This is a genomic window from Coriobacteriaceae bacterium (assembly GCA_025993015.1).
Taxonomy (GTDB): Bacteria; Actinomycetota; Coriobacteriia; order Coriobacteriales; family Coriobacteriaceae; genus Collinsella.
In genome coordinates this window covers 1,167,530-1,190,797 of sequence record DAJPFV010000001.1, presented here as the reverse complement: position 1 = coordinate 1,190,797, position 23,268 = coordinate 1,167,530, and the positions used below count along the sequence as shown (strand labels likewise).

General features: G+C 59.9%; 20 protein-coding genes. 6 read left to right on the top strand and 14 right to left on the bottom strand.

Annotated features, from left to right (window positions below):
• Positions 1–57: 57 nt before the first annotated feature.
• A complete protein-coding gene (locus OIL77_05080) occupies positions 58–348 on the bottom strand; it encodes a CDP-alcohol phosphatidyltransferase (GenBank protein HJI44781.1) in 291 nt (96 codons plus the stop codon).
• Positions 349–642: 294 nt separating this feature from the next.
• On the opposite strand from OIL77_05080, the gene OIL77_05075 reads away from it, so the two are divergent.
• Positions 643–1,164 (top strand): nitroreductase family protein, encoded by a 522-nt coding sequence (locus OIL77_05075; protein ID HJI44780.1) that lies wholly within the window; start codon positions 643–645, stop codon positions 1,162–1,164.
• A gap of 228 nt (positions 1,165–1,392) precedes the next feature.
• Here OIL77_05075 and OIL77_05070 read toward each other — a convergent pair whose 3' ends face one another.
• From OIL77_05070 to OIL77_05060, 3 genes are all read right to left on the bottom strand, one after another.
• Positions 1,393–1,812: a hypothetical protein gene (locus OIL77_05070; protein HJI44779.1), complete on the bottom strand. Its 420-nt coding sequence runs from the start codon at positions 1,810–1,812 to the stop codon at positions 1,393–1,395.
• 240 nt (positions 1,813–2,052) lie between these two features.
• Complete coding sequence (locus tag OIL77_05065; protein ID HJI44778.1) at positions 2,053–3,270, bottom strand: hypothetical protein; 1,218 nt, start codon at positions 3,268–3,270, stop codon at positions 2,053–2,055.
• Between the two features lie 265 nt (positions 3,271–3,535).
• A complete protein-coding gene (locus OIL77_05060) occupies positions 3,536–4,570 on the bottom strand; it encodes a YeiH family protein (GenBank protein ID HJI44777.1) in 1,035 nt (344 codons plus the stop codon).
• A gap of 193 nt (positions 4,571–4,763) precedes the next feature.
• Between OIL77_05060 and OIL77_05055 the strand changes: the two genes are divergently transcribed.
• Positions 4,764–5,465, top strand: coding sequence for a GntR family transcriptional regulator (locus OIL77_05055; protein ID HJI44776.1), 702 nt, complete (start codon positions 4,764–4,766; stop codon positions 5,463–5,465).
• 117 nt (positions 5,466–5,582) lie between these two features.
• Here the strand turns inward: OIL77_05055 and glmS are convergent, their stop codons facing one another.
• Entirely contained in the window at positions 5,583–7,430 is a 1,848-nt protein-coding gene (glmS, locus tag OIL77_05050; GenBank protein ID HJI44775.1) for a glutamine--fructose-6-phosphate transaminase (isomerizing), read from the bottom strand.
• A gap of 317 nt (positions 7,431–7,747) precedes the next feature.
• Here glmS and OIL77_05045 point away from each other — a divergent pair, with 317 nt between their 5' ends.
• Entirely contained in the window at positions 7,748–8,860 is a 1,113-nt protein-coding gene (locus OIL77_05045) for a LacI family transcriptional regulator (protein HJI44774.1), read from the top strand.
• A 113-nt stretch (positions 8,861–8,973) separates the two neighbouring features.
• Here the strand turns inward: OIL77_05045 and OIL77_05040 are convergent, their stop codons facing one another.
• Positions 8,974–9,624: an HAD family phosphatase gene (locus OIL77_05040; protein HJI44773.1), complete on the bottom strand. Its 651-nt coding sequence runs from the start codon at positions 9,622–9,624 to the stop codon at positions 8,974–8,976.
• A 173-nt stretch (positions 9,625–9,797) separates the two neighbouring features.
• Here OIL77_05040 and OIL77_05035 point away from each other — a divergent pair, with 173 nt between their 5' ends.
• Positions 9,798–10,676: an ATP-dependent sacrificial sulfur transferase LarE gene (locus tag OIL77_05035; protein HJI44772.1), complete on the top strand. Its 879-nt coding sequence runs from the start codon at positions 9,798–9,800 to the stop codon at positions 10,674–10,676.
• Between the two features lie 805 nt (positions 10,677–11,481).
• On the opposite strand, the gene OIL77_05030 is transcribed toward OIL77_05035, so the two are convergent.
• From OIL77_05030 to OIL77_05005, 6 genes are all read right to left on the bottom strand, one after another.
• Entirely contained in the window at positions 11,482–11,934 is a 453-nt protein-coding gene (locus OIL77_05030; protein ID HJI44771.1) for a PTS sugar transporter subunit IIA, read from the bottom strand.
• A gap of 12 nt (positions 11,935–11,946) precedes the next feature.
• Complete coding sequence (locus OIL77_05025) at positions 11,947–12,885, bottom strand: transketolase family protein (protein ID HJI44770.1); 939 nt, start codon at positions 12,883–12,885, stop codon at positions 11,947–11,949.
• The gene (locus OIL77_05020; protein HJI44769.1) at positions 12,885–13,715 is read right to left on the bottom strand and encodes a transketolase; all 831 of its coding nucleotides are present in this window, start codon (positions 13,713–13,715) and stop codon (positions 12,885–12,887) included. The genes OIL77_05025 and OIL77_05020 overlap by 1 nt, the downstream gene beginning before the upstream one ends.
• A 63-nt stretch (positions 13,716–13,778) precedes the next feature.
• Positions 13,779–14,462 carry a fructose-6-phosphate aldolase gene (gene fsa, locus OIL77_05015; protein ID HJI44768.1) on the bottom strand — a complete coding sequence of 228 codons (684 nt, stop codon included), beginning with the start codon at positions 14,460–14,462 and terminating at the stop codon, positions 13,779–13,781.
• Between the two features lie 125 nt (positions 14,463–14,587).
• The gene (locus OIL77_05010) at positions 14,588–15,862 is read right to left on the bottom strand and encodes a class II D-tagatose-bisphosphate aldolase, non-catalytic subunit (GenBank protein ID HJI44767.1); all 1,275 of its coding nucleotides are present in this window, start codon (positions 15,860–15,862) and stop codon (positions 14,588–14,590) included.
• A gap of 144 nt (positions 15,863–16,006) precedes the next feature.
• A complete protein-coding gene (locus OIL77_05005; GenBank protein ID HJI44766.1) occupies positions 16,007–17,479 on the bottom strand; it encodes a fructose-specific PTS transporter subunit EIIC in 1,473 nt (490 codons plus the stop codon).
• A 415-nt stretch (positions 17,480–17,894) separates the two neighbouring features.
• On the opposite strand from OIL77_05005, the gene OIL77_05000 reads away from it, so the two are divergent.
• Together OIL77_05000 and OIL77_04995 are read left to right on the top strand one after the other, a co-directional pair.
• Complete coding sequence (locus OIL77_05000) at positions 17,895–18,905, top strand: LacI family DNA-binding transcriptional regulator (protein ID HJI44765.1); 1,011 nt, start codon at positions 17,895–17,897, stop codon at positions 18,903–18,905.
• A 129-nt stretch (positions 18,906–19,034) separates the two neighbouring features.
• Positions 19,035–20,015, top strand: coding sequence for a DNA/RNA non-specific endonuclease (locus OIL77_04995; protein HJI44764.1), 981 nt, complete (start codon positions 19,035–19,037; stop codon positions 20,013–20,015).
• A gap of 114 nt (positions 20,016–20,129) precedes the next feature.
• Here OIL77_04995 and OIL77_04990 read toward each other — a convergent pair whose 3' ends face one another.
• Together OIL77_04990 and OIL77_04985 are read right to left on the bottom strand one after the other, a co-directional pair.
• Positions 20,130–22,205, bottom strand: coding sequence for an elongation factor G (locus tag OIL77_04990; GenBank protein HJI44763.1), 2,076 nt, complete (start codon positions 22,203–22,205; stop codon positions 20,130–20,132).
• 310 nt (positions 22,206–22,515) lie between these two features.
• Positions 22,516–23,265 carry an amino acid ABC transporter ATP-binding protein gene (locus OIL77_04985; protein ID HJI44762.1) on the bottom strand — a complete coding sequence of 250 codons (750 nt, stop codon included), beginning with the start codon at positions 23,263–23,265 and terminating at the stop codon, positions 22,516–22,518.
• Positions 23,266–23,268: the final 3 nt, after the last annotated feature.

Genomic DNA, 23,268 nt, shown 5'->3' with positions numbered 1-23,268 from the left:
GACCGCCGGCGCGGGGGCGGCGCCAGCGGTCACGTGAAAATCGGGTTTTATTGCCTGTTAAGCGGCGACGGCCTCATAGACCGTAGCGCCCGAGAAGCTGTCATGCAGGCTCTTGCCGGCAATCCACGGCAGCTCGACGACCTCGCAGACCGTGTTGACCAACTCAGAACAGTCAGTAAAGTGGCCCTTGTCGTTGAGGGCCTCGCAATCCTGAACACGCCAATAGCCATCGGTGTGCGTGATGTAGTACTCGTGATCGTTGATCGACACGAAAGCGCGCGTCTTGGAACGCAGCAGCTTCAGAAATCCTTCGAAATCGGTCTCGACGACATCTCCAGCCTGGAACATGATGTTACCTCCTGGCCCGGCGCCACCACGGCGCATTGATAAACGTTGGTACTCCTTTAGTAAAACCCTTATCAGAGGTTATGCGTTCGTCATTTAGGCAAGTGGTAAAAAACCGCAGGGTAGACGGGATAAAACGTTTAACCATCCCATTTGTTTGTCACATTCTGAAGGTACTTTTATGCAAACCTACTTTCCCAATTGGAATCTATCCTTTTGGCCGGGCAATTGACCGTCTATCGTTTGAGCCCGACGGGTATGAACGGGGCATCTGCAACGCCACCGCAAGGAGACACCATGGAGACTATCGAAGCACTCATTCACCGCCGCAGCTGCCGCAACTACAGCGATCGTCCCGTCGAGGCCGAAAAGCTTGCACGTATTATCGAAGCCGGCCAATATGCACCGAGCGGCATGGGCCGCCAGCCGGTGACGTTTGTCGCCGTCACCGACCCCGCGACCGTCGAGCGTCTCTCGCAGCTCAACGCGCAAGTCATGGGCAGCAACAGCGACCCCTTCTATGGCGCCAAGACCGTTGTGGTGGTGCTGGTTGACCGCAGCGTGCCCACACATCTGGAAGACGGCTCGCTCGCCATGGGCAACCTGCTCAACGCTGCCTATGCGCTGGGCGTTGATTCGTGCTGGATTCATCGCGCCCACGAGGTTTTCGATTCGCCCGAGGGCCTGGAGCTACTGGCCAGTTGGGGTCTACCCGCCGACGGCAGCCTGCGCGGTGTCGGTCACTGCATTCTGGGCTATGCCGAGGACACGCTGCCCGAGCCCAAACCCCGCCGCGACAACGTGGTCTACGTAAGGTAATTAGTTCCGCCATTCTACCGAACGGCGGGCTCGTTGACGCTGCGCGGGCCGCATTCACGCCAATCTGACGTTCAATTTCGAGGGCGCGGCCAGAAGGTCAGCGCCCTCTCATTTCACGTCACCTTGGCGCAAATGCGGCTCGCTCGCTTTTGGCGACTGACATCGAATGAGCCACTGTCTTGGGCAGCTAAAAAAGCCCCGTCCCAAATTAGCTGCCCCACTCGCAACTTATCCCGCCGATGGAGTTATTGCCGTTTCGCTCGTCTGATTCGCATCGACGTCGTCGCCTTGCTTGTCTTCGTCCTTTTGCACATCGGCGATGGTGGAGGCCGCCGCAACGATACCGCGCTGGGGCGCGACGCTCGTCTGGGCCTGAGCGCCCTCGACAACTTCTGTACCTACATGCGCGAGCTCGGGCGATTTAAACATTGCGTCCAAGTTGGCGCCACCGCCGGCATATCCGAGCGCAGCGAGCGCGATGACGACTATCGCGGCAACGACCACGATCGGCACATAACGATGCCAGCCAGCAGGATTGAGCCCACTGCGGCGAGCCGCACCGCGGCTAATGTAGCCAAGCGTGCCGTCGTGCTTGAGCTTAGAGCCCACCACGCGTCTTCGTCCCCACAACGAGGACTCGGCCTGCATGGCCAAGCGAGCGCTTGCCGAAGGATAGCCATATTTTGTGCGCTTGAACGAGCCGTCGAACCCCGAGGCGCTTTTGCCCCACGTCCGCGAAGTCGTACGTCGGCTGACCGGCGCCGCACTTCGTTTTGTTCGGTTCGTTTTTGAGGTTTCCGCCATACGCCCCCGCACGCCGTAACGCAATCGAAACATTACTGCTTTGGACTGTATCACACGCCCTGCACGCGGTCACGGGCGCCTCGCTCAGCGGTCGTTGTCCTTCAGCAGGCGCCATAAGGTCGTGCGGCTTATACCGAGCACCTCTGCCGCACGTGTCCTGTTGCCGTGAAGGTGCTGCAGGACCAACCGTGCGATATCGCGCTCGGTATCGGCCAGAGGACGCAAGATATATAAATCGCTTTCGAGTGTCGGGGCGCCAAAAGTCGCGGTCTTGATAACGTCCTCCTGGGCAAGCACCTCTTTCGCCACGGCACGCTCCACCGTGCCCGTCCCCACTAATATATAAAGTCGTTCAGAGACTTCGCGCAGCTGCAGGTAGTTGCGGGGCCAGCGGTACGCATCGAGCGTCTCCGCCGCGGCGGCGGACAGCCATGGGGCATCCGTTTCAAACATATCTGCCAGATACTTCAAATAGCCCGTAATTTTATGCGACGCGCCGCCCTGCTCGGCAAGCGCCGGCGCCACACTCACGGCACAGGCCAGACGCTCGGTAACAAAGGCAGCCTGATCGCTTTCGCCGCCGCCCGGCATATCGTTTGCCGTCAACACCACATGGCAACGCGTTGCGAACGCCGTATCGATCATTGCGGACACGAGCTCGCGCAGGCGTTGGGGACCAACAGCATGCCAGCCACCCATGCAAAGTGTCAGCCCCGTTTGGAATAGCGGCGATTCGGAACTTTTGAGCAGATGGCGCCAGCCGCGATCCGTAAGCTCATCGAGCGCAACGGACACAAAGGGCTGATCGGCATAGGGTCCATCCAGGTACAAACGTTTTGCAATCTGGTCCTGCCCCGCGCCCAGTTCGCCCTCGAGCATAAGGGGTACCCCGCGTGCGTAACTCTCCCGTACGGGGGCAGCGACCGCCGCCGCGTCTTCGACGATGCCGTACGTGCTCGACTCGTAGCGAGCCTCGACTTCGTCGGCATTGAGCCACTCGATGCCCGCATGCGCCGCGGCGGCGCGCACTTCGTGCGCCACGACTACCCAAAGCGCCCCGTGCTCCTTGGCCGTCGGTCGCACCGTCAAGCTCAACCGCATGCCCTCGCGTCCCATCACCAGGCGCGATCCATCGCCCACGCGAGCGAGACGCTCGGAAACAAAAGCGGCGATATCCTGCTCGAGCGCAGCGTCACTCACAGTCGAGATTACAACGCCACCGCGCTCGTCGATTGCCAGCGCCGATGCTCCGGCTGCGGACAATGCCTCAATCAGAATCTGCAGCTTGGCATCGCTGTCCATGGTTCGTCCCGTCTCTAGCCACAGCCCCTATCTGCGACCTGGCATCTCAAGTGTTTCAAAATTGAACGATAATGTTCACCAAACACTATAGGGCCTGCGGCGCCTTCTTGCGAATATATGAATTGCCCCGCATCGCCATCCTGGCGGGGCGATAAGAGCTCTTCGGGACCTATCAACCTGCGGACAAGCCATACCCGCAAGAGCTCCTATCGCTCCACCGCAGGCATGCGCTCACTAGCAACCAGCACGCAAATAAGCTACTTCTCTACCAGATTCCCAGCACGTGCTGCATTCCCAAACTCATGCACGCAATGCCAATCCAGCAGCAAAAGCCCAATGCAATGGGCTTTCCGCCCTTTTTGACCAGCTCGACGATATCGGTATTAAAGCCAATAGCCGCCATTGCCATCACGATAAAGAACTTCGACAGCTCCTTGATGGGCGCCGTAATGGACGCGGGAAGCTGAAACACCGTGGTGATTACGCTCGCCAGCACAAAGAACAGCACAAACATGGGAAACGCGCGTTTAAGCGAGAACGTGCTTTTGGCGTCGCCGCCGGCCTTGCGCGCCAGATGCATCTGCCAGCATGCGAGGACCAACGTGATGGGAATGATGGCCAGCGTCCTGGTGAGCTTGACCACGGTGGCACTCTCGAGCACATTGGCGCCGGGATGCATGCTGTCCCAAGCGCTCGCCGCAGCCGTCACGGACGAGGTGTCGTTGATGGCGGTGCCGGCAAACAGGCCAAAGCCCTCGTTGGTCAGCCCGAGCATGCCGCCGAGCGTCGGAAACACGAGCGCCGCGATAACGTTAAACAGGAAGATGACCGAAATAGCCTGGGCAATCTCGCGATCGTCGGCATCGATGACGGGCGCGGTCGCGGCGATGGCAGAACCGCCGCAAATCGACGAACCCACACCCACAAGCGTCGCGATCTTGCCTGGCACGTTCATAACGCGGCAGAGCACAAAGGCAATGACAAGCGAGGTCGAGATCGTCGCCACGATAATCGGCAGCGACTGGGCGCCTTTGGACAGAATCTGCGAGAGGTTCATGCCAAAGCCAAGCAGGATAACCGCGTACTGCAAGACTTTTTTAGACGTATAGGTGACACCGGCAGCGAGCTGTTCGCGACGATTCTTAGGAAAGACGAGCGCCAGGACCATGCCAAAGAGGATGGCAAATACCGGACCGCCGACCACCTCAATCTGTTTGCCGAGCAACGTCGCGGGGATGGCGATGGCCAGGCAGAACAAGATACCCTTCCAGCGCTCGCGTACGATATTCGCCAGTTGCATATGAGATTCCTTCTTTCTATTTCACGTTTGCGACGGCTTATGATACGGCAACATTGAGCACAGCCCTGCGCAAACACAGACTAAGATGCCGCAATAGTTCTTAGGCAACAGCCGAATTACCCACCGTAGAGAGTTGATTCGCGGCATAATTAACAACTGACATATGAGTTTGATAGAACAGTTGCGAGGCGCTATGGAAGAATCGATGCACGTCGGCGAGCAGGAAACGAGTCTACAGGACCAGTCCTACCACACCATTCGACGCAAAATCGTCTACCTGGACTACAAGCCGGGCGAAAAGCTGGGCGTCAAACAGCTTTGCGACGACCTGGATATGGGGCGCACCCCCGTGCGCGAGGCGTTGGTGCGTCTGGCGCAAGAGGGTCTAGTGCGCACCGTGCCCCAAAGCGGCACCTATGTCTCGCCCATCAACCTCACCTTTGCCGAGAGTGCCTGCTATATCCGCGAACACCTGGAAAAACAGGTGATTGTGGAGTGCTGCGCCCGTGCCACCTCGGCAGGCATCGGGCAGCTCGACCGTGCCATCGCGCTGCAGGAAAAGGCCATGGCCGAAGAGGATCGCATCGGATTCTTTTTAAGCGACAACCTCATGCACCGTATGATCTTTAGCATTGCGTGCCGCAGCACCGTGTGGTCATGGCTCGAGGAGACAAATGCCGACCTGGAGCGCTTCCGCTGGCTGCGCGCCGCTACGCAGACGCTCGACAATCAGGAGACTGTTAACGAGCACAAGCAAATCCGCCGCGCCATCGCCGGTCGCGATCCTATCGAGGCAAGCTTTTTGGTCAGTAAGCACCTGCATATGATGTTCCGCAACCAAACCGAGGTCCTGGACCAATATCCCAAGTACTTCGAGACCAGCAAGCTCCGCTAACCTGCCAAAAAGGGACAGGTTTATTTTGGCAGGCTTTATCTGGGCAAATGCAACAAGGCCCCGGCTCCGCCTGATGACGCGGAGCCGGGCCTTAATCGTAAGGATAACGGAACTCGATTATTCGACAGTAACGCTTTTCGCGAGGTTACGAGGCTGGTCGACGTCGCAGCCGCGCAGAATGGCAACCTCGCGGGCGAGCAGCTGCAGCGGAACGCTCGCCGTGATGGGGCTGAACACGTCACGGACGGCCGGCACGCGAATGATGCAGTCGGCAATCTTGTTGATTTCCTCGTCGCCCTCGGTAGCAACGACGATGACCTTGGCGCCGCGCGCCTTGCACTCCATGAGGTTCGACACCGTCTTATCGTACGTTGCGCTCTTGGTTGCCACCGCGATGACAGGGAAGCCCGGGTCGATCAGGGCAATGGGGCCATGCTTCATCTCGCCGGCAGCATATGCCTCGGCGTGTAGGTAGCTGACCTCCTTGAGCTTGAGCGCGCCCTCGTAGGAAATGGCGGCGCCCATGCCGCGACCCACGAACAGTGCAGACTGCGCGTCCTTGCACACAAGCGCGGCCTCGTGCACGGCCTCGGTCTGTGTATCCAGGATCCACTGGATCTGCTCGGCCGTATCGGAAAGCTCGCGAAACAGCATGCGCGTCTGCTTGGTGGTCAGGCGGTACTTCACCTGCGCCAGCAGCAAGGCCAAAAGCGTGAGGCTCACGACCTGACCGATGAAGCTCTTGGTCGAGGCGACTGCGATCTCCTTATTGGCCTTGGTGTAGATAACGCCGTCGCTTTCGCGCGCCACGGGGCTGCCCACCACGTTGGTAATACCAAAGACCTTGGCGCCCTTGATGCGCGCATCGCGAATGGCGGCAAGGGTATCGGCCGTCTCGCCCGACTGGGACACGGCAACGACGAGCGTCGTCGGCGTAATGATGGGGTTGCGGTAGCGGAACTCGCTAGCCGCCTCAACCTCGGTAGGAATGCGAGCCCAGCCCTCAATAAGGTTCTTGGCGATGAGACCGGCATGGTAGCTGGTGCCGCAGGCAATCACATACACGCGGTCGATATCGTTGAGCTCCTCGAGCGAAAGGCCCAGCTCATCGATATCGAGCTCGCCGGCAGGCGTCATACGGCCAACCAGCGTGTCGCGCACGACGCGCGGCTGCTCGTGAATCTCCTTGAGCATAAAGTCGGGATAGCCGCCCTTTTCGGCCATGTCCAGATCCCAATCGATGTGGGTGACCTTGGGCTCGATGACATTGCCGGCCTCGTCGGTGTACTCGACGCCCGCAGGCGTAAGCTTGGCAAACTGACCGTCCTCGAGCACCACGACATCGCGGGTGGCGTCGATGAGCGCGATGACGTCGGAAGCAACGTAGGAGCCGGTCTCGCCCACGCCGACCACAATCGGGGAGTCCTTGCGGGCAACGGCGATCACGCCAGGCTCGTCGGCGCACACGGCGGCCAAGCCATAGGCGCCTACCACGTGGGTGCAAGCCTCGCGCACGGAGGCCATCAGGTCGTGCGTCTCGGCATAGGCCTCTTCGATCAGATGCGCGAAGACCTCCGTATCGGTCTCGCTCTTAAAGTGATGGCCGCGGCCCTCCAGCTCCTCGCGCAGTTCGGCGAAGTTCTCGATAATGCCGTTGTGGACGATGGCGATGCGACCGTCGCAGCTGGTGTGGGGATGAGCGTTAACGACGGAAGGCTTGCCGTGAGTGGCCCAACGGGTGTGACCGATACCGCAGGTTGCGTCGCTATCGATATTGGAAAGCTCGCTCTCCAGACCCGCGACCTTACCCACGCGGCGGATAACGTCGAGGTGCGCCGCGGCGCCCTCGCCCACCTCGAGCGCGACGCCCGAGGAGTCATAGCCGCGATACTCCATGCGCTTAAGGCCTGTGACCAGAATGTTCTTTGCAATATCAGAGCCGGTGTAGCCGACAATTCCGCACATAGGATAAATCCCTTCGCTCGCGTGACTGCAAGACGTCCACGCACAGGGGGCGCTGAGACGTATAACGTTCGAGTATTGTACTCACGCAAGCGCAAGCTGATATACCAGAAGTGGTATCTCAACTTAGATACCACTCGATGCACACATGCCCAAACCACCACGATGGGTACAGGCGCCTTTGTGGTGGCCTGGGCTCCAGCGTTTGCCCAGATAAAACCTGCCAAAATAAACCTGTCCCTAATTGGCAGGTTTTGACACCCTAGGGGCGGGCGATGCTACAATCTGGCTTGTACTTGAAACGCATCAAAGGGGCCGCTATGGCAAAGGTTAAAATCAGCGACGTCGCGCGCGAGGCCGGGGTTTCGTTGGGCACGGTTTCCAACGCGCTCAACCATCCCGAAAAGCTGCGCCCCGAGACCCTCAAGCTCATTAACGAGACCATCAATCGCCTTGGCTACCTGCCCAACCAAAGCGCTCGTCAGCTCGCGGGCGGCGCCACCAAGTCCTTTGGCCTGGTGCTCCCCCGTCTCGACCACGGTTTTTCGCTCCAAATTGCCAGCGGCGCCCATAACGAGGCCCGCAAGCACGGTTACGACCTGCTCATCGCCAACGCCGATAACGACGATATTCTCCAGGACCATTACCTGCGCTACTTTATGGGCACGCAAATGTCCGGCGTCATGGTTCAGCCCATGGCGTCCCCCGACTGGCACCCCGCCATGACCAAGATGCCCGTGCCGATCGTCCATCTGGACATCCATTGCTCCGGGCCCGGCTACTACGTAGCGGCCGACAACGAGGCCCAGGGTCGCATCATTGCCGAACTCGCCATCGCCCGCGGTGCACGCCATATCACCGTTGTGGGTAGAGCAGCATTTATGCAACTCACCCTGCGCGTCCTTGGCATTCATAAGGCGCTCGCCCTACATCCCGACATCAAGATCGAAGTCATTGACGCCGGCGAGTGGGACACGGCGGCCGACGGCTATGGTATCGGCAGCCAAATCGCCGAGCGTCCCGCCGACGAACGCCCCGATTTTGTCGTCGGTCTAACCGACGTGCTGGCCTCGGGTGTCGTTTCGGCACTGGTCGACAAGGGCATCTCTGTCCCCGGGCAAGTACGCGTAGCGGGCTGCGATGGCAACCCGCTCGCTTGGAGCGGATCGGTCCCGCTCACTACGGTAGCGCCCCCGGGCTACGAGATTGGCCGCAAGGGTGTCCAACTGCTCATGGAGCAAATCGAGAACAAGGCCCCGGCAAAGACCAAGCATATCCGCGTCGGCTCTGCAGCGCGCACCGTCACCGCAGCCACCACCGCCGAGGATATCAACCGCCAAGAATTGGTACGTCCGTTCCTACTGGAGCGCGCCAGCACCCAGGCAAACACCCAGACCGACGCTACGGCCATCAACCTCGGCGCGTATCTATAGCACGTCGGCCAGTATGCCAAAACTCCGCCTAAGCAAAAGAGGCCCGACCATTGCCGGGCCCCTTTTGCTTAAACGCAAACGTGGGCAATCGCTCGCTTCAACGCCGCAATTGCCTAGCGTACGGCCTTGACCGCCGCCGCCAGATCGAACAACGTGTCGAGCACGGCCTCGCAGCCATCCACCACGTCCTGCGGCAGCGGCACGATATCGGGCACAGCAAAGACATGGCAGCCGGCCGTGATGCCCGAGACACAGCCGTTGCGCGAATCCTCGACCACGGCGCACTCCTCGGGGGCAAAGCCCGCGCGTTCGCAAGCAAGCAGGTACATCTCGGGGTCGGGCTTGCCATGCACAACGTCCTCGCCGCAGGTCACGGTCTCAAACTTGTCAAAGAGGCCGACCATCTTAAGGTTGCGCTCGGCCGTAGCGAGGCGCGATGACGTCGCAAGGCCCACGTGATAGCCCGCAGCCAGCAGCTCGTCTATGCACTCGGCGGCGCCGGCCTTAAGCTCCAGTTCGGTCTTGACCATCTCGTCGCGAATCTCCTTGTGGCGGACATAGACTGCCTCGGTGGTTTCGTGGCTGCCGTAATGCTTGTCGAGGATGTCCATAACATCGGGTAGCGTGCGGCCGATAAACTGATGGATCAGTGCCTCATCAATCGCGACCCCCAACTCGGCAGTGCCCGCCTTCCACGCCTTAATGCCCAAACGCTCGGTATCGACCAGCGTTCCATCCATGTCAAAAATAACAGCCTTGATCATATCGGTCCCCCATCGGCTCTCGCTATCGCATTACCGCAACTCTACCGCATTTGGCAACTTGTATATAACGTATATGCCATATTGCACTTTCGTTACATAGGTAGAAGTATTATGACAAGCAGCCCGGTAGGATTATAGTTTTTGACCGAGTACATATTGGTAAGGATCGATTCATGTTTTCAGACACCACCGCACCTGCAAAGGAGCTTCAGGACAAACTCGCAGAGCTCGAGCAGCTGCTTTTGGCATACGGACGCGTTGCCATCGGCTTTTCCGGCGGCGTCGACAGCAGCTTTTTGGCCGCGGTCTGCGCCCGCATCATGCCTGCCAGCACGCTTCTCGTCCACCTCACCACGCCGCTCATCGGCACGCCTGAACAGGCTTCGTTTGAGCGATCCGTTGACGGGCAAACCAATGAGGAGCCGCACTTTAAGCTCCCTGTGCTCAATCTTTCGGTCGATCAGTTGCAGCTCCCCCAAGTAGCCTGCAACGACGCCAATCGCTGCTACCACTGTAAGCACGCCGGCTTTACCGCTATCGTCAACCACGCCAAGTCGCTCGGCTTTCCCACCGTCATCGACGGCAGCAATGCAAGCGATCGCGGTGACTACCGCCCTGGCATGCGAGCGGCAGAAGAGCTCGGCGTACGCTCCCCCCTCATGGAGGTCGGCTTTACCAAGAACGAGGAGCGCGAGCTGCTGCGCGCATGGGGCTATCCCGTTTGGAACCTGCCGGCGGGAGCCTGTCTTGCCACGCGCGTCCCCACGGGCGAGGAGCTTACGCGCGAGAAGGTCGATTTAATCCGCGCCTGCGAGGATTACCTGCACGAACTTGGCCTGGCGCAGGTTCGCGCGCGCTTGGTCGGCGGCTGCATGCATATCGAGGCCGCGCCCGCGGATGTCGCCAAGATCGCCGCCCTCGGCGGTGCTACCGTCGACGGCGGGGGCAAGACCCCGTTGCCCGCCGCCATCGAATCCGCGCTGCGAGAGCTGGGATGCGGCCACATCTCCCCCGAGGTCACCCCCTACATCCACGGCAACATGAACCTTTAGGTTACGCCGTTTTACAAACGGCGTAACTGCTCGGCGCTGCACGGGCTCCGGGCACGGCAATCTGACGTTCAACTTCACGGGCGCGACCAAAAGGTCAGCGCCCGCTTGTTTCACGCCACCTTGCCGCACCCGGAGCCCGCTCGCTCGCATATGCTCAACCTGGACTGCGTTAACTGACCTGCCAATAAGGGACAGGTTTGTTTTGGCAGGTTTTATCTTGGGAAAATATCGCGAGGCAGTCGCCCCTCTAGCACCCATCAAACTTCGAGAGACGATAGAGGGGCAATTCGGCTGCATCTACTTCTTCCGATAGCGGCGGTTGCGGCTCGTCGACGAACCCATTACTTCGATGAGTCCTTTATCCTCCATTTTTGGCAGATGGTAGCGGACGGACGAATTTTGGCATTCCGTCTCTCTAAAACAATAGATTTATCTCTCTCTAACGTTTCGTATATCTCTCTAACTTTAGAGAGATAAGCGCCTTGTTTTAGAGAGACATTTAGAGAGATATATCGAATTCGCTGCTAGATTGCCTAATGCTATCTCTCTAACCAACCTTCTCTTTAGAGAGACATTTAGAGAGACGAGCGCGACCTCTCTAATCATGGGCTCCACTCTTTAAGGTGCACACTTCCTAACCGTGCCCTAAGTTGCGGTGAAATAGTCCCCGATTAACCTGCCAAAAAGGAACAGGTTTATTTTGGCAGGTTTTATCTGGGGAAACGCAAATAGGGCCGTGACACCCATACGGCGTCGCGGCCCTTTTCCTTGGAGAAGGATCAATTGATTGAACGGGATGACCGTTCTAGTCTTCGAGTCCGCTATTGATGAGCTCCGCAATTTCAACGGGATCGGTGCTCGCGCGCACCTTGTCACGGAAACCGGCGTCCATCAGCATCACGGCAGCCTTGGAGAGCAGACGCAGGTGCGTGGTTCCAGCCTCGCCGGCGGGCACGTACAGCGCGAGCGCAACATCGACGGGTACGCCATCAAAGCTCGGCCATTCAACGGGCTCGGCCAGTTTGAGCACGGCCACACCCGGCGTATGAATCGCATCGCTCTTGGCATGCGGAACGGCAAACCCGGCGACGAGGCCAGTCTCGGCCTCGTTTTCGCGAGCAATGAACGCGGCTTCAACAGCGGACGCGTCATCGGCAAAGCCAAGCTCAACAGCCTGCTCGGACAAATAATGCAGCGCGTCCTCGCGTGAGGCCGATGCATGTCCAATCGTCACCTGGTTGGCAGATACAAATCCCATGTAGAACCCTCCTTACAACACGGACCTGACCGCGGCTTCGATGCCGTCGGCGTCCAAACCGTACTTATGCAGCAAATCAACCGCAGGGCCGGACTCACCGTACACATCGCGCACGCCGACGCGACGCATCGGCACTGGATGCTGCTCCGCGAGCACTGAGGCAACGGCCTCGCCAAGCCCGCCGATAATCGAATGCTCCTCGGCGGTGACCACGCGACCGGTCTTCTTTGCGCTGGCGACCACCAGGCGCTCGTCGAGCGGTTTAATGGTATGCATATTGATGACCTCGGCGTCGATGCCATCGACAGCGAGCGCCTCGGCAGCCTCAAGCGCCTCGGCGACCATAAGACCACAAGCGATGATGGTCACATCGGACCCCTCGCGCACGACCACACCGCGACCAATCTTGAACTCATAGTCCTCGTGATCGTTGATGACCGGTGTTGCCAGGCGGCCGAAGCGCATGTAAACCGGCCCCTCAAACTCATAGGCGGCGCGCACACAGGCGCGAGCCTCGACATCGTCGGCGGGGACGACCACCGTCATACCCGGAATCGTGCGCATGAGCGCGATATCCTCGCAGCACTGGTGCGTGGCGCCGTCCTCGCCCACCGAAATGCCGGCATGCGTGGCGCCAATCTTGACGTTGAGGTGCGGGTAGCCAATGGAATTGCGGACTTGTTCGTACGCGCGGCCGGCGGCGAACATGGCAAAGGTGCTCGCAAAGGCGACGTGGCCCGTGGTCGCGATGCCGGCGGCAAGACCCATCAGGTTGCTCTCGGCGATGCCGGCGTCGTAGAAGCGCCCAGGGTGCGCGGCCTTAAACTTACCGGTCTGCGTGGCAGCGGCCAGGTCGGCATCGAGAACCACAAAGTCATCGCGCTCATTGCCCAGCTCGACGAGCGCCTCGCCATAGCTAACGCGCGTGGCGACTTTTTTGACGTCTGCCATTAGAGCTCCTCCCCTGCTGCTGCGAGCTCGGCCATGGCCTGCTCAAACTGTTCATCGTTGGGCGCCTTGCCATGCCAGCCAACCTGGTTCTCCATAAAGGAGACGCCTTTGCCCTTCACCGTCTCGGCGATGATGGCGACGGGCGCGCCGGTCACCTCGCGAGCCTCGGCGAAAGCCGCCTCAATCTGCGCCATGTCGTTGCCATCGGCTAGCTCGATCACATGCCACTTAAAGGCGCGGAACTTGTCAGCGAGCGGCATGGCCGAGTTGACTTCATCGATCGTGCCGTCAATCTGCAAGCCGTTGTGGTCGACGACGGCAACAAGATTGTCGAGCGCATGGTTGCCGGCAAACATGGCCGCCTCCCACACCTGGCCTTCCTCGCACTCACCGTCGCCCAGCAACGTGTAGACACGGTAGCCGTCGCCCCAGTGCTTAGCGGCAAGCGCCATTCCAACTGCAGCAGAGATGCCCTGACCGAGCGATCCGGTGGACATATCGATGCCCGGGGTGTCGTTCATGTTGGGATGGCCCTGCAGTCGGCTGCCGATATGACGGAGCGTCTCGAGCTCTTCGACGGGAAAATAGCCGCGATTTGCCAACACCGAATACAGGCCCGGCGCCGCGTGACCCTTGGAGAGCACAAAGCGATCGCGATCGGCCTTGTGAGGGTCGGCAGGATCGATATTCATTTCCTCAAAGTACAGATACGTCATGATGTCGGCAGCACCGAGCGATCCACCCGGGTGTCCCGACTTGGCCGCGTGAACCGCAGTCACGACACCCTTCCTGACCTCATTGGCGACCTTCGCCAGCTCCTGGTTGGTCATACGAATTCCTCTCTTGAGAACAACCCCGGCACCGGATGACGCGATGCCGGGGCAATCCACTCGTTAAGCCTGAGCGACGACCTTCTGCCAGTCAGCCTCGAACGAGGCAAGGCCCTGGTCGGTCAGCGGGTGATGCAGGCACTTCTTGAGAGCGGCCATGGGCACGGTCGCGATGTCGGCGCCAAGAAGAGCCGCCTGGGTCACGTGGTTGGGCGTGCGGACCGAAGCGGTGATAATCTCGACGGTGTCGTCGACGTTCTTGCCGGTCCAGTCATAGTTCTTGATGCAGGTCACAACATTGTCGAGCTGCGAGATGCCGTCCTCGGCGATGTCGTCAAAGCGTCCGACAAACGGGCTGATGTAGCGGGCACCGGCGTTGGCGGCCATAAGGGCCTGCGTCGGTGAGAAGACGAGCGTCATGTTGACACGCACGCCCGCATCGGCCAGCGCGCGGCAGGCGGCGAGGCCGGCCTCGCAGACGGGGAGCTTGACCACAATGTTGGGGGCAAGGGCGGCAAGGCGCTTGCCCTCCTCGATCATGCCCTCGGCCGTGGTGGCGGTAGACTCGGCAGACACGGGCAGACCCTCGCAGAGCTCGGCAATCTTGAGCATATGGGGCTCAAAGTCGGCGAGCTTACCGCCGGTCTTGGCGTACAGGGACGGATTGGTGGTAACACCGGCCAGGCAGCCCCAGCTCTTGGCCTCAGCAATCTCGTCAAGGTTGGCGGTATCGATAAAGAACTTCATGGTGCAAACTCCTTCTAAGGAATCCAAAACTCAAAAAATAGGACAAAGGGGATGTCCCTTTGTCCTATGTGCCGGGCCTGCGGCTGGGACATGCCCCAGGCCCGGCGTCGTGTAGGAAAAACTACCTAGTTCTCGAGAGCCTTCTCGATGCGGCTCGTGACGCCCTTGAGGTTAAGGCCGACGACGTACTGCTTGATCGGGCGCTTGATGTGCTCGATCACAAAGCGCTTGCCGTCGATGTCCTGGGCAGCGAGGTTGCGGTAGAGCTTCTCGACTTGCTCCTTGACCTCGGGATCGTTGAACGCGTAGTGGCCGGAGACATCCAGAATCTTCAGGCTGAGCTCGTCGTCGGCCAGAATGTCGTCAACCTGCAGGTTGACATCGTCGCCGGTCATCCACTTGCGCCAGCGCTCGGTCTTGATAGCCTTGACCAGCAGCGTGTGATACAGGTCGGAGGGATCGCCGCACAGGCCGTTGTCGACCAGAATCTGCTCGGTAGCGCAGAGCTTGAGGTAAGCGCGGGTCTCCTCGGTGCCGTACTGAGGGGCGACATTGGAAGCGGTCACGTGTGCCGGGATGTGCTCGAGCAGCGTCGCGTCGTCCAGGTAGTCGGCGTTGTGCTCCTTCAGGCCCACGCCGTAGCGCTTGGCCATGTCGGCGAGCTCGCGGGCGTTCTTGAAGTTGTAATGGCCGACCTGCTCGGTCCAACGGGTGAGCGTACCGGTCTGACCGACGATAAAGGTGGGCATGGGGCAGCCGCGCTTCTCGAGCTCGGGCTGCAGCTGAGAAATGAACTCCTCGTACTTGTCGGTGGAGGTCAGGCCGCCATTGGTCTCCTCGGTACCGACCTCATAGGCAACCTCGGGCAGGTTATGCTCGCGACGGTACTGCTCAAGGTAGTCGATAAGATCGATCGTGCGGCGAAGCACCACGTCGAGCGGAATAACTTTGCCGATCTGATAGGGGTCCTTGGTGGGGTCGACCATCAGCAGGTCAAAGCCTGCCTCCATGTCGGCGACGAAGGACTTGCGGGCGAGCTCCATGGCCTCGTCCTCGGGCAGGTGGGCGTTACGCTCCTCGTCGCGCTGCCACGGACCGCCGTGATCGCGGCACAGGTAGTACGGACCGGTGTAACCCACCTCGTCGGCGACCTTTTTGATGTCGGCGGCAAAGCGCGTCTGGTCCCAACCGTTGACGTAGCCGGCGCCCATCTCGTCCATATCGACCTGGTTGCGGCTGGCGATAAACATGGGCGGGAAATCCTCGTCCTTGGCAAGCTCGAACACGGCCTGAATCAGGTTGGGGCTCATGGGGCCAATGCCGACCATGGTTGCGTGATCGCCGCTATCCTGCAGCTTGAGCATGCCCTGAACGGCCTGACGGATGGTGAGGTTGGACATTTTGTTCTCCTTCTCCAGAGGATTTTTGACAAAAGTTCCCTGGGACCCAGATGTGGGCCCTATCAGTACGGATGGATTTTGTTGTGTAGGGGCGGCTGTGCGGAGTCAAATCCATCCCTCCGCACAACCGGAGTCCTTAAAGGTTTACTTGGCCTGCTTGTCGAGCGTGGGCTTCATGGCAATCAGGATTGCAGCGGCGACCACGGCGCCAATCACGATGTCCAGGCAGAACAGCGCGACGTTGTTGGTGGCAAGGGCGACGATAAAGCCACCGTGCGGGACGTAGCAGTCGATACCCTGGAAGGCGGCAAGCGCCGCACCCACGGCAGAGCCGATGCAAATGCCGGGAAGGGTGTGACCGAGGTCCTTGACCGCAAAGGGGATAGCGCCCTCGGTAATACCAATGCAGCCCATGAACAGCGCGGAGATGCCCATCTGACGGTCGGCGTCATCGAACTTGTTCTTGGCGATGAGCGCAGCGAGGCCACAGGCGATCGGGGGAACGGCGACGGCGACGCGGAACATACCGTTAGGACCGTAGATACCGGAGGCCATGATGGCCATGGTGAAGGTCGAGGCGGTCTTGTTGATGGGGCCACCCATATCGAAGGCGGTCATAACGCCAATGACCAGACCCAGGACAACTGCGGAGCCGCCCTGCAGGCTACCGAGCACGCCGGTAAGCCAGTCCATCACAAAGCCAAGCGGCGTGGCCAGGATGTAGATATAGGCCATGCCCAGGACAAGCGAGGTCAGAATCGGGATGATCAGGATGGGCATGATGGTCTGGATGGTGTTGTTGACCTTCCAGGTCTTCATCCAGCGGACAAAGTAGCCGCAGATAACTGCCATGATCATGGCGCCCAAGAAGCCGGTCGAAACGCTGTTGCCGTTAGGGGTAACGACCGCATTGTTGACCAGGTAGCCCAGGACAAAACCGGGGGCGAGCGCGGGCTTGCCGGCCATCGAGTAGGAGATGTATGCCGCAAGCACCGGGATCATCATGGAGATGCCGGCCATGCCAATGGTGTTAAGACTCACCATCAGCGGGTTCGTAACCTCCATGCCGTTGGCGCCGGCGGTACCGGATGCCAGCGAGAAGGCGAGGAACACGCCGCCGATAACGACGATGGGGATAAAATAGGAAACGCCGGTATTGAATGCATTGAGCAGCGTCTTACCAGGATCGGCAAAGATAGACTGCTTGGACGCCGGTGTCGGGGCCTGCGGGGCAGCGGAGACGGCCTTCTTCTCTGCCTTGGCCTCGGCCTTGGGCGCGTCAACGGCGCCACCCGTCGCCTTGATGATCTCAACGGCCTGGTCGATGATCTTTACCGGATCGGCGATTACATCCGAGGTGCCGACCTTCAGGAACTTGCCCTCGGCCATCTTCTGCTCAAAACGATCCTCGTTCTCGACGCCCACGTCGACGGACTCGAGCACCAGGTCGGCGGAATCCACGTCTTCCTGCGTCAGCTCGTTCTCGATACCCAAGCCACCCTGAGCCTCGACTTTGCACTCGATGCCACGAGCGGCGCATTCATCCTGAATCGCCTTCTGGGCCATATACGTGTGGGCGATACCCACGGTACAGGCGGCAACGCCTACGATCTTCATTGCTTCCCTCTTTTCATAGAGTTGCGTGCGCAAGACACCGTTTGCGGAGGCCTCCGGAGCATCCCCTGCCGTTTGGACTTGCTGTCTTTTCGACAAGACCAATATAGGTGCTCGTTTTTCTTAATGCCAGCTTATTTCGGTAAACGCGTAGGTCAGAGCGTTGGTTATGCGATTTAGTTATACGTTTAACCAAAAATGAATCCTGCGATTTTACCCTCGATTTCAAAAGTCAAGAAGTATTTGATTTTCTCGGTAGACGGCAGATGCGCATGCTGGTCACAAATTTCAACCCCACCCGTATACCGCATTTGTTGCATACTCATATGAAAGGAAAAGGTCGCTCACCGAAGCGCATCCCACACCAAGACTCAAAGTCATCATGTTGGAAAATGCTCATCTGTCGGAAGGAGTCGCTGTGGCAAAACAGCGCGTTACGATCGCAGACGTCGCTCGAGAGGCGGGAACCTCGACGGCAAGCGTCTCGTATTACCTCAACGACAAACGAGAAAAGCTTAGCGAGAAGACGCAGGCAAAGATTGCGCGCGTCATCAAGGAGCTGGGATACGTCCCCAACGCCCAGGCGCAAACACTCACCGGCAAACAGACCCACGTCATCGCCATTATCATTTTGGATAACACCAACAAGTGGGCGGGCCTCGTCCTCAACGGCATGGAGCAGGTCATGCTCCCCGCGGGCTACCAGACGGTCGTTTGCACGAGCAACTTTAACCCCGAAACCGAGCTCATGTATGTCGACAAAATGCTCTCGCTGGGCGTCGATGGCTTTATCATCCAGCCCACGGCAAATTTCAAGGCCGTCCATGACCGCATCAAGCGCGCCGGTAAGCCCGTTGTCTTTTTCGATGCGGCCATCTATAGCCCAGGTACCAGCTGGATCAAAACCAACCTTTACGACGGTGTGTACAACGCCACGCAGGCACTCCTCGACGCCGGTTACGAAGATTTCTTTTCCATTGCCGCCAACATGACCGAAATGCGCACCCGCATGGAGCGCTTTCAGGGGTATGCCGAGGCGCTGGCAGCGAACGGACAGCTCTACAAAGCGATTCCCATCGACCACAACAAGCCGTCGGTCGGTGAGCTTACCGAGTACTTTAAATACAAGTTCAACCCCGCCAAGCGAACCCTTATCTTCGTGCAAAATCAGTGGGCACTTCCCCGTGTCTACAAGGCTCTCCAGCCCATGGCCCATCTACTTCCGCAGCAAATCGGTCTTTTGGGACTCAACTGCGAAGACTGGACCAACCTCACCACGCCGACCGTCTCCACGATCATCGAGCCCGTCGACCAGGAAGGCAGAGAGGCGGCCGAGATGCTCCTCGCGCTACTCGATGGCAGCAGCACGCCAGGTGAGCAGCGCATTCTCGAATGTAAACTCAATTGGCTCGATTCCACCTCGATCTAGCCATACGTCAAATATGAGGCAATTGAATCCGTAGCGTTTGTCCCAAATCTTAAGTATTTGTTCGACAGAACGGCCCCTGCCGGCTCCTGCTAGACTGGTAGATTCCCAACCGTCCATCCAGGAGCCTCCATGTCGCGCAAGTCCGCCTACAAGCAAGCACTTTCCATCGGCACCGCCGTGGTGCTGGGGTTTGCGTTGTTCACAGGGTCGCTCGACGGGGCGCCCAGACTACTCTCGCCGCAAAGTGATGAGCAGGCGGTAGCCCTGGCCGAGAAGCAAGACGAGAGTCCCAGCCGCACTGACGACGAGGCAGACCTGGTTGCCCGGCTCGAATCGGGAACAGCGAGCTCCTCGGACTCTCAAAATAGCCAAGACTCTGGCGATGGCTCCGATTCCGCCGCAACCGACACCGGTGACGACGCATCCGCAAACAGCGCCACCCCCATCGACGAGGTCGAAAACCCCGACCTCGACCGCGCCCGTGGCGTATACCTCAGCAGCATTCCTGACTACGCGGGTAACCCCTATGTTGCCCTGCGCGCCGATAGCACGCACCCGCTCGGCACGCCGTCATTCACGCTCGATGAATACGAGCGCGCTACAGAAGAGGGTTGCTTTAAGAAGTTCTCCAAGCTCGACGGCCTGGGCCGCACCCGCAAAGCGCTCGCCTGCGTGGGCCCCGAATCACTCGGTCAAGGCGAGCGCGGCGATATCTCGCGTATCCATCCCGCTGGATGGCGCCAGCAGCGCTACGACTTTATTCCGGGCCAGAGTCTCTACAACCGCTGCCATCTCATCGCCTGGTCGCTTTGCGGCGAAAACGCCAACCGCAAAAATCTCCTCACCGGCACGCGCTATCTCAACGAGACAGGCATGCTGCCGTTTGAGGAGCAGATTCTCGGCTACATCCGCGACACGGGCAACCACGTGCTCTATCGCGTCACGCCTATGTATAACGAAGAGGAACTTGTCTGCCGCGGCGTGCGCCTTGAGGCGCAATCGGTCGAGGACCACGGCAAGACCCTCTGCTTCCACGTATATTGCTACAACCTGCAGCCGCATGTGCAGATCGACTACACCACCGGCCGCAACCAGGCCTCGGGGGACTAGCCCCAAGCCACGACAAGAACCGATTTGCAACCCCACTGGGGATCAAAAAGAGCCGCTCTGGATTGCCCAGAGCGGCCCTTGCATCAGCATGTATGTTGCAGGCAAAGCCCCACGCTACTTGGCGCGGCCCTCCTCATAGCGCTCGACCAGCTTGGCCTGAACGTCATAAGGCACCTGCTCGTAGCCGGCGGGCTTCATGGTAAAGTCGCCCGTGCCGCGCGTGATAGAGCGCAGACGCGTCGAATAATCCGTCAGCTCGGCCAGCGGCGCCTGGGCGATGACCACGGTATCGCCGCGCTCATCGGTCTCCATGCCCGTCACGCGACCGCGCGATGCCGAGATGTCGCCCATCACGGCGCCGGCGTAGCTCTCGGGGATAGTCACCGTAATTTCCTCGATGGGCTCCAGCACCACCGGATCGGCATCGGCGCACGCCTTGCGCAGGCCGATGCGAGCCGCCGCGCGGAACGCCATCTCGTTGGAGTCGACGCTGTGATACGAGCCGTCGTACACAGCCACGCGAATGCCCGTGAGCGGGTAGCCGGCAATGATGCCGTCCTTCATGGTCTCCTGGACACCCTTGTCCACGGCGGGGATCAGCGAGCGCGGAATGCGGCCGCCCACGACCTCGTCCACAAACTCATAGCCATCGCTCGTGCCGTCGGGCCCGATGAGCGGCTCAACGCGCAGCCAGCAGTCGCCATACTGACCGGCACCGCCAGTCTGCTTCTTGTGGCGGCCCTGTGCGCTCGCCGTGCGGCGGATAGTCTCGCGATACGGAATGCGGATTGGCACGCTTTTGGCCACGACCTTGGTGCGATCCTCCAAACGGTTGAGCAGGACCGAAACCTGCGCCTCACCCACGGCGGAGATGATAGTCTGGCCGGTCTCCTCGTCACGATCGATGCTCATGGTCGGATCGGCCTTGCACGCCTTCTCGATAAACGTGTAGAGCTTCTCCTCGTCACCGCGGTTCTCGGCCTCGATGGCAATGCGGTACTGCGAGTTGGGAAACTTAAACGCCGCCGCCTCGACCTTACCGGTAATGGAGAGCGTGTCACCCGTCTCTGCCGCCAACTTGGGCGCCACGATAATGTCGCCGGCATAAGCGTGACCGACCTCGGTCATGTCGCGGCCGCACATCACATACAGGTGAGCCAGACGATCGCTCTTGCGGGTGCGCGCGTTGATCAGCTCAAGGCCCGGCTCAAGCGTGCCCGTCAGCACCTTGATAAAGCTGATGCGACCCTGCTGCGGATCGGCCAGGGTCTTAAACACAAACGCCACCGGGCGGTCATCGTCACTCGAGATCTTAAGCGAATCGCCGTCGATGAGCGGCATCTCGCCGTAGTCCGTCGGCGCCGGGAAGTACGTGGCGATGTCGTCCATCAGCGAGTTGACGCCCTGCTCCTTAATGCAATCGCCCGCAAAGACCGGCACAAAGATGCGCTCGGCGATCGCCTTGGACAACAGGCCCTCGAGCTCCTCCTGCGTCAGCGTCTCTTCGCCTTCCAGGTACTTCATCATCAGCTCATCGTCGGCCTCGGCCACCAGCTCGCACAGGTGGTCGTGGGCTTCCTCGGCCTGGGCACGATACTCCTCGGGAATCTCCGACTCAACTGCCTCGGCGCCGTTGCAGTGGCGCGCCTTCATACGCACCAGGTCGATAATGCCGTCAAAGTCCTCGCCCTCGCCCCAGGGGAGGGTCACGGCGCCCAAACGCGTACCAAAACGTTCCTGCAGCAGGCCCATCGTGGTCGTAAAGCTGGCCTCGGGACGCGACAGGCGGTTTACGAATACCGCGCGCGCCAGGCGCAGGTCCTCGGCGGCGTACCAAAGCTTAACCGTCGTCGGCTGCGGGCCGGCCTCGGCGTCGACCACAAACAGCGCCGTCTCGCAGACGCTCATCGCGGCAAAGGCGTCGCCGATAAAATCGGGGTAGCACGGGGCATCGAGCACGTTGATGCGGGCGCCCTTCCAATCGATCGGCGCGATGGTCGTCGAGATGGAAAACGCACGTTTGACCTCTTCGGGGTCATAGTCGAGCGTGGGCTTGGTGCCGTCGTGGCCGCCCAGGCGGGCGGTCTTACCGGAAAGGTGGAGCATGGCCTCGGCGAGTGAAGTCTTGCCCACCCCGCCTTGGCCTACGAGAACCACGTTCCTTACGTTGCCGGTCTTGGGAGCACCCATGATGACCTCCTTGCAGGGTCGCGCGCGATGCGCGACGCCAACGGGGAGAGTTCGCGGTCGATGCCGTCCCGGGAGCAGCACGGTCGGCAGCCGAGCCGACTCACCCTCCAAATGTCCTATGCCACCACCCTACCCTTGCAGTCGCCTGTCCATGCAGACCTTTCGGCACGCGTATGAATACGGGCGGCGAGAGGAGGAGGCGAGCTGGCGAGGCGATTATTGAACCCCGCCGATTCAAATAAAATGCCGCCCCAGGCTGTAAGACCTGCGGCGGCTTCGCCTCAATTAATAGTTGAGCAAATAGTTGAACCTACCCCTCGATACGGCTCAAGAACTCACGGGTACGCTGCTCGCGCGGATGATCGATAACCTGCTCGGCCGGACCCTCCTCGACAATGCGACCGCCGTCCATAAAGACCACGCGATCGGCAACATCGCGCGCAAACCGCATCGCATGGGTCACGATCACCATCGTCATATTCTGCGCCGCCAGGTCCTTGATGACGCGCAGAACCTCGGCCGTCAGCTCGGGATCGAGCGCCGAGGTCGGCTCGTCAAAGAATAAGATTTCCGGGTCGAGCGCCAGGGCGCGGGCAATACTCACGCGCTGCTGCTGACCGCCCGAAAGCTCGCAGGGCACCTTGTTCTCGTTGCCCGTCAGTCCCATTTGCGCAATCAGCTCGTGAGCGCGGGCCTCCGCCTGCTCGCGCGGGCGCTTAAGCACGCGGATCGGTGCATCGGTGATGTTTTTCATCACGGTATAGTGCGGGAACAGATTGTAGTTCTGGAACACCAGACCAAACCGCGAGCGCGCCTGCTTAGGTACATCACCCTTTGCGTACACCGCGCCCGAACCCGCATCCGTCGCGACGGCAAGGTCGCCAAACGAGAGCGATCCACCGTCGAGCGTCTCGAGCAGCGTGGCGCAGCGCAGCAGCGTGGACTTACCGCCGCCCGAAGGCCCGATAATCGCCACGACCTCGCCACGCTTGACCTCGAGCGAGATATCCTTGAGCACCTCATTGCCACCAAACGCCTTGCGTGCGTTCGCTATATTCATTAC

Coding starts and splice junctions, on each gene's coding strand:
- OIL77_05080 (HJI44781.1), bottom strand. CDS start 348: ATGTTCCAGGCTGGAGATGTCGTCGAGACCGATTTCGAAGGATTTCTG.
- OIL77_05075 (HJI44780.1), top strand. CDS start 643: ATGGAGACTATCGAAGCACTCATTCACCGCCGCAGCTGCCGCAACTAC.
- OIL77_05070 (HJI44779.1), bottom strand. CDS start 1,812: ATGCAGGCCGAGTCCTCGTTGTGGGGACGAAGACGCGTGGTGGGCTCT.
- OIL77_05065 (HJI44778.1), bottom strand. CDS start 3,270: ATGGACAGCGATGCCAAGCTGCAGATTCTGATTGAGGCATTGTCCGCA.
- OIL77_05060 (HJI44777.1), bottom strand. CDS start 4,570: ATGCAACTGGCGAATATCGTACGCGAGCGCTGGAAGGGTATCTTGTTC.
- OIL77_05055 (HJI44776.1), top strand. CDS start 4,764: ATGGAAGAATCGATGCACGTCGGCGAGCAGGAAACGAGTCTACAGGAC.
- glmS (HJI44775.1), bottom strand. CDS start 7,430: ATGTGCGGAATTGTCGGCTACACCGGCTCTGATATTGCAAAGAACATT.
- OIL77_05045 (HJI44774.1), top strand. CDS start 7,748: ATGGCAAAGGTTAAAATCAGCGACGTCGCGCGCGAGGCCGGGGTTTCG.
- OIL77_05040 (HJI44773.1), bottom strand. CDS start 9,624: ATGATCAAGGCTGTTATTTTTGACATGGATGGAACGCTGGTCGATACC.
- OIL77_05035 (HJI44772.1), top strand. CDS start 9,798: ATGTTTTCAGACACCACCGCACCTGCAAAGGAGCTTCAGGACAAACTC.
- OIL77_05030 (HJI44771.1), bottom strand. CDS start 11,934: ATGGGATTTGTATCTGCCAACCAGGTGACGATTGGACATGCATCGGCC.
- OIL77_05025 (HJI44770.1), bottom strand. CDS start 12,885: ATGGCAGACGTCAAAAAAGTCGCCACGCGCGTTAGCTATGGCGAGGCG.
- OIL77_05020 (HJI44769.1), bottom strand. CDS start 13,715: ATGACCAACCAGGAGCTGGCGAAGGTCGCCAATGAGGTCAGGAAGGGT.
- fsa (HJI44768.1), bottom strand. CDS start 14,462: ATGAAGTTCTTTATCGATACCGCCAACCTTGACGAGATTGCTGAGGCC.
- OIL77_05010 (HJI44767.1), bottom strand. CDS start 15,862: ATGTCCAACCTCACCATCCGTCAGGCCGTTCAGGGCATGCTCAAGCTG.
- OIL77_05005 (HJI44766.1), bottom strand. CDS start 17,479: ATGAAGATCGTAGGCGTTGCCGCCTGTACCGTGGGTATCGCCCACACG.
- OIL77_04995 (HJI44764.1), top strand. CDS start 19,035: ATGTCGCGCAAGTCCGCCTACAAGCAAGCACTTTCCATCGGCACCGCC.
- OIL77_04990 (HJI44763.1), bottom strand. CDS start 22,205: ATGGGTGCTCCCAAGACCGGCAACGTAAGGAACGTGGTTCTCGTAGGC.
- OIL77_04985 (HJI44762.1), bottom strand. CDS start 23,265: ATGAATATAGCGAACGCACGCAAGGCGTTTGGTGGCAATGAGGTGCTC.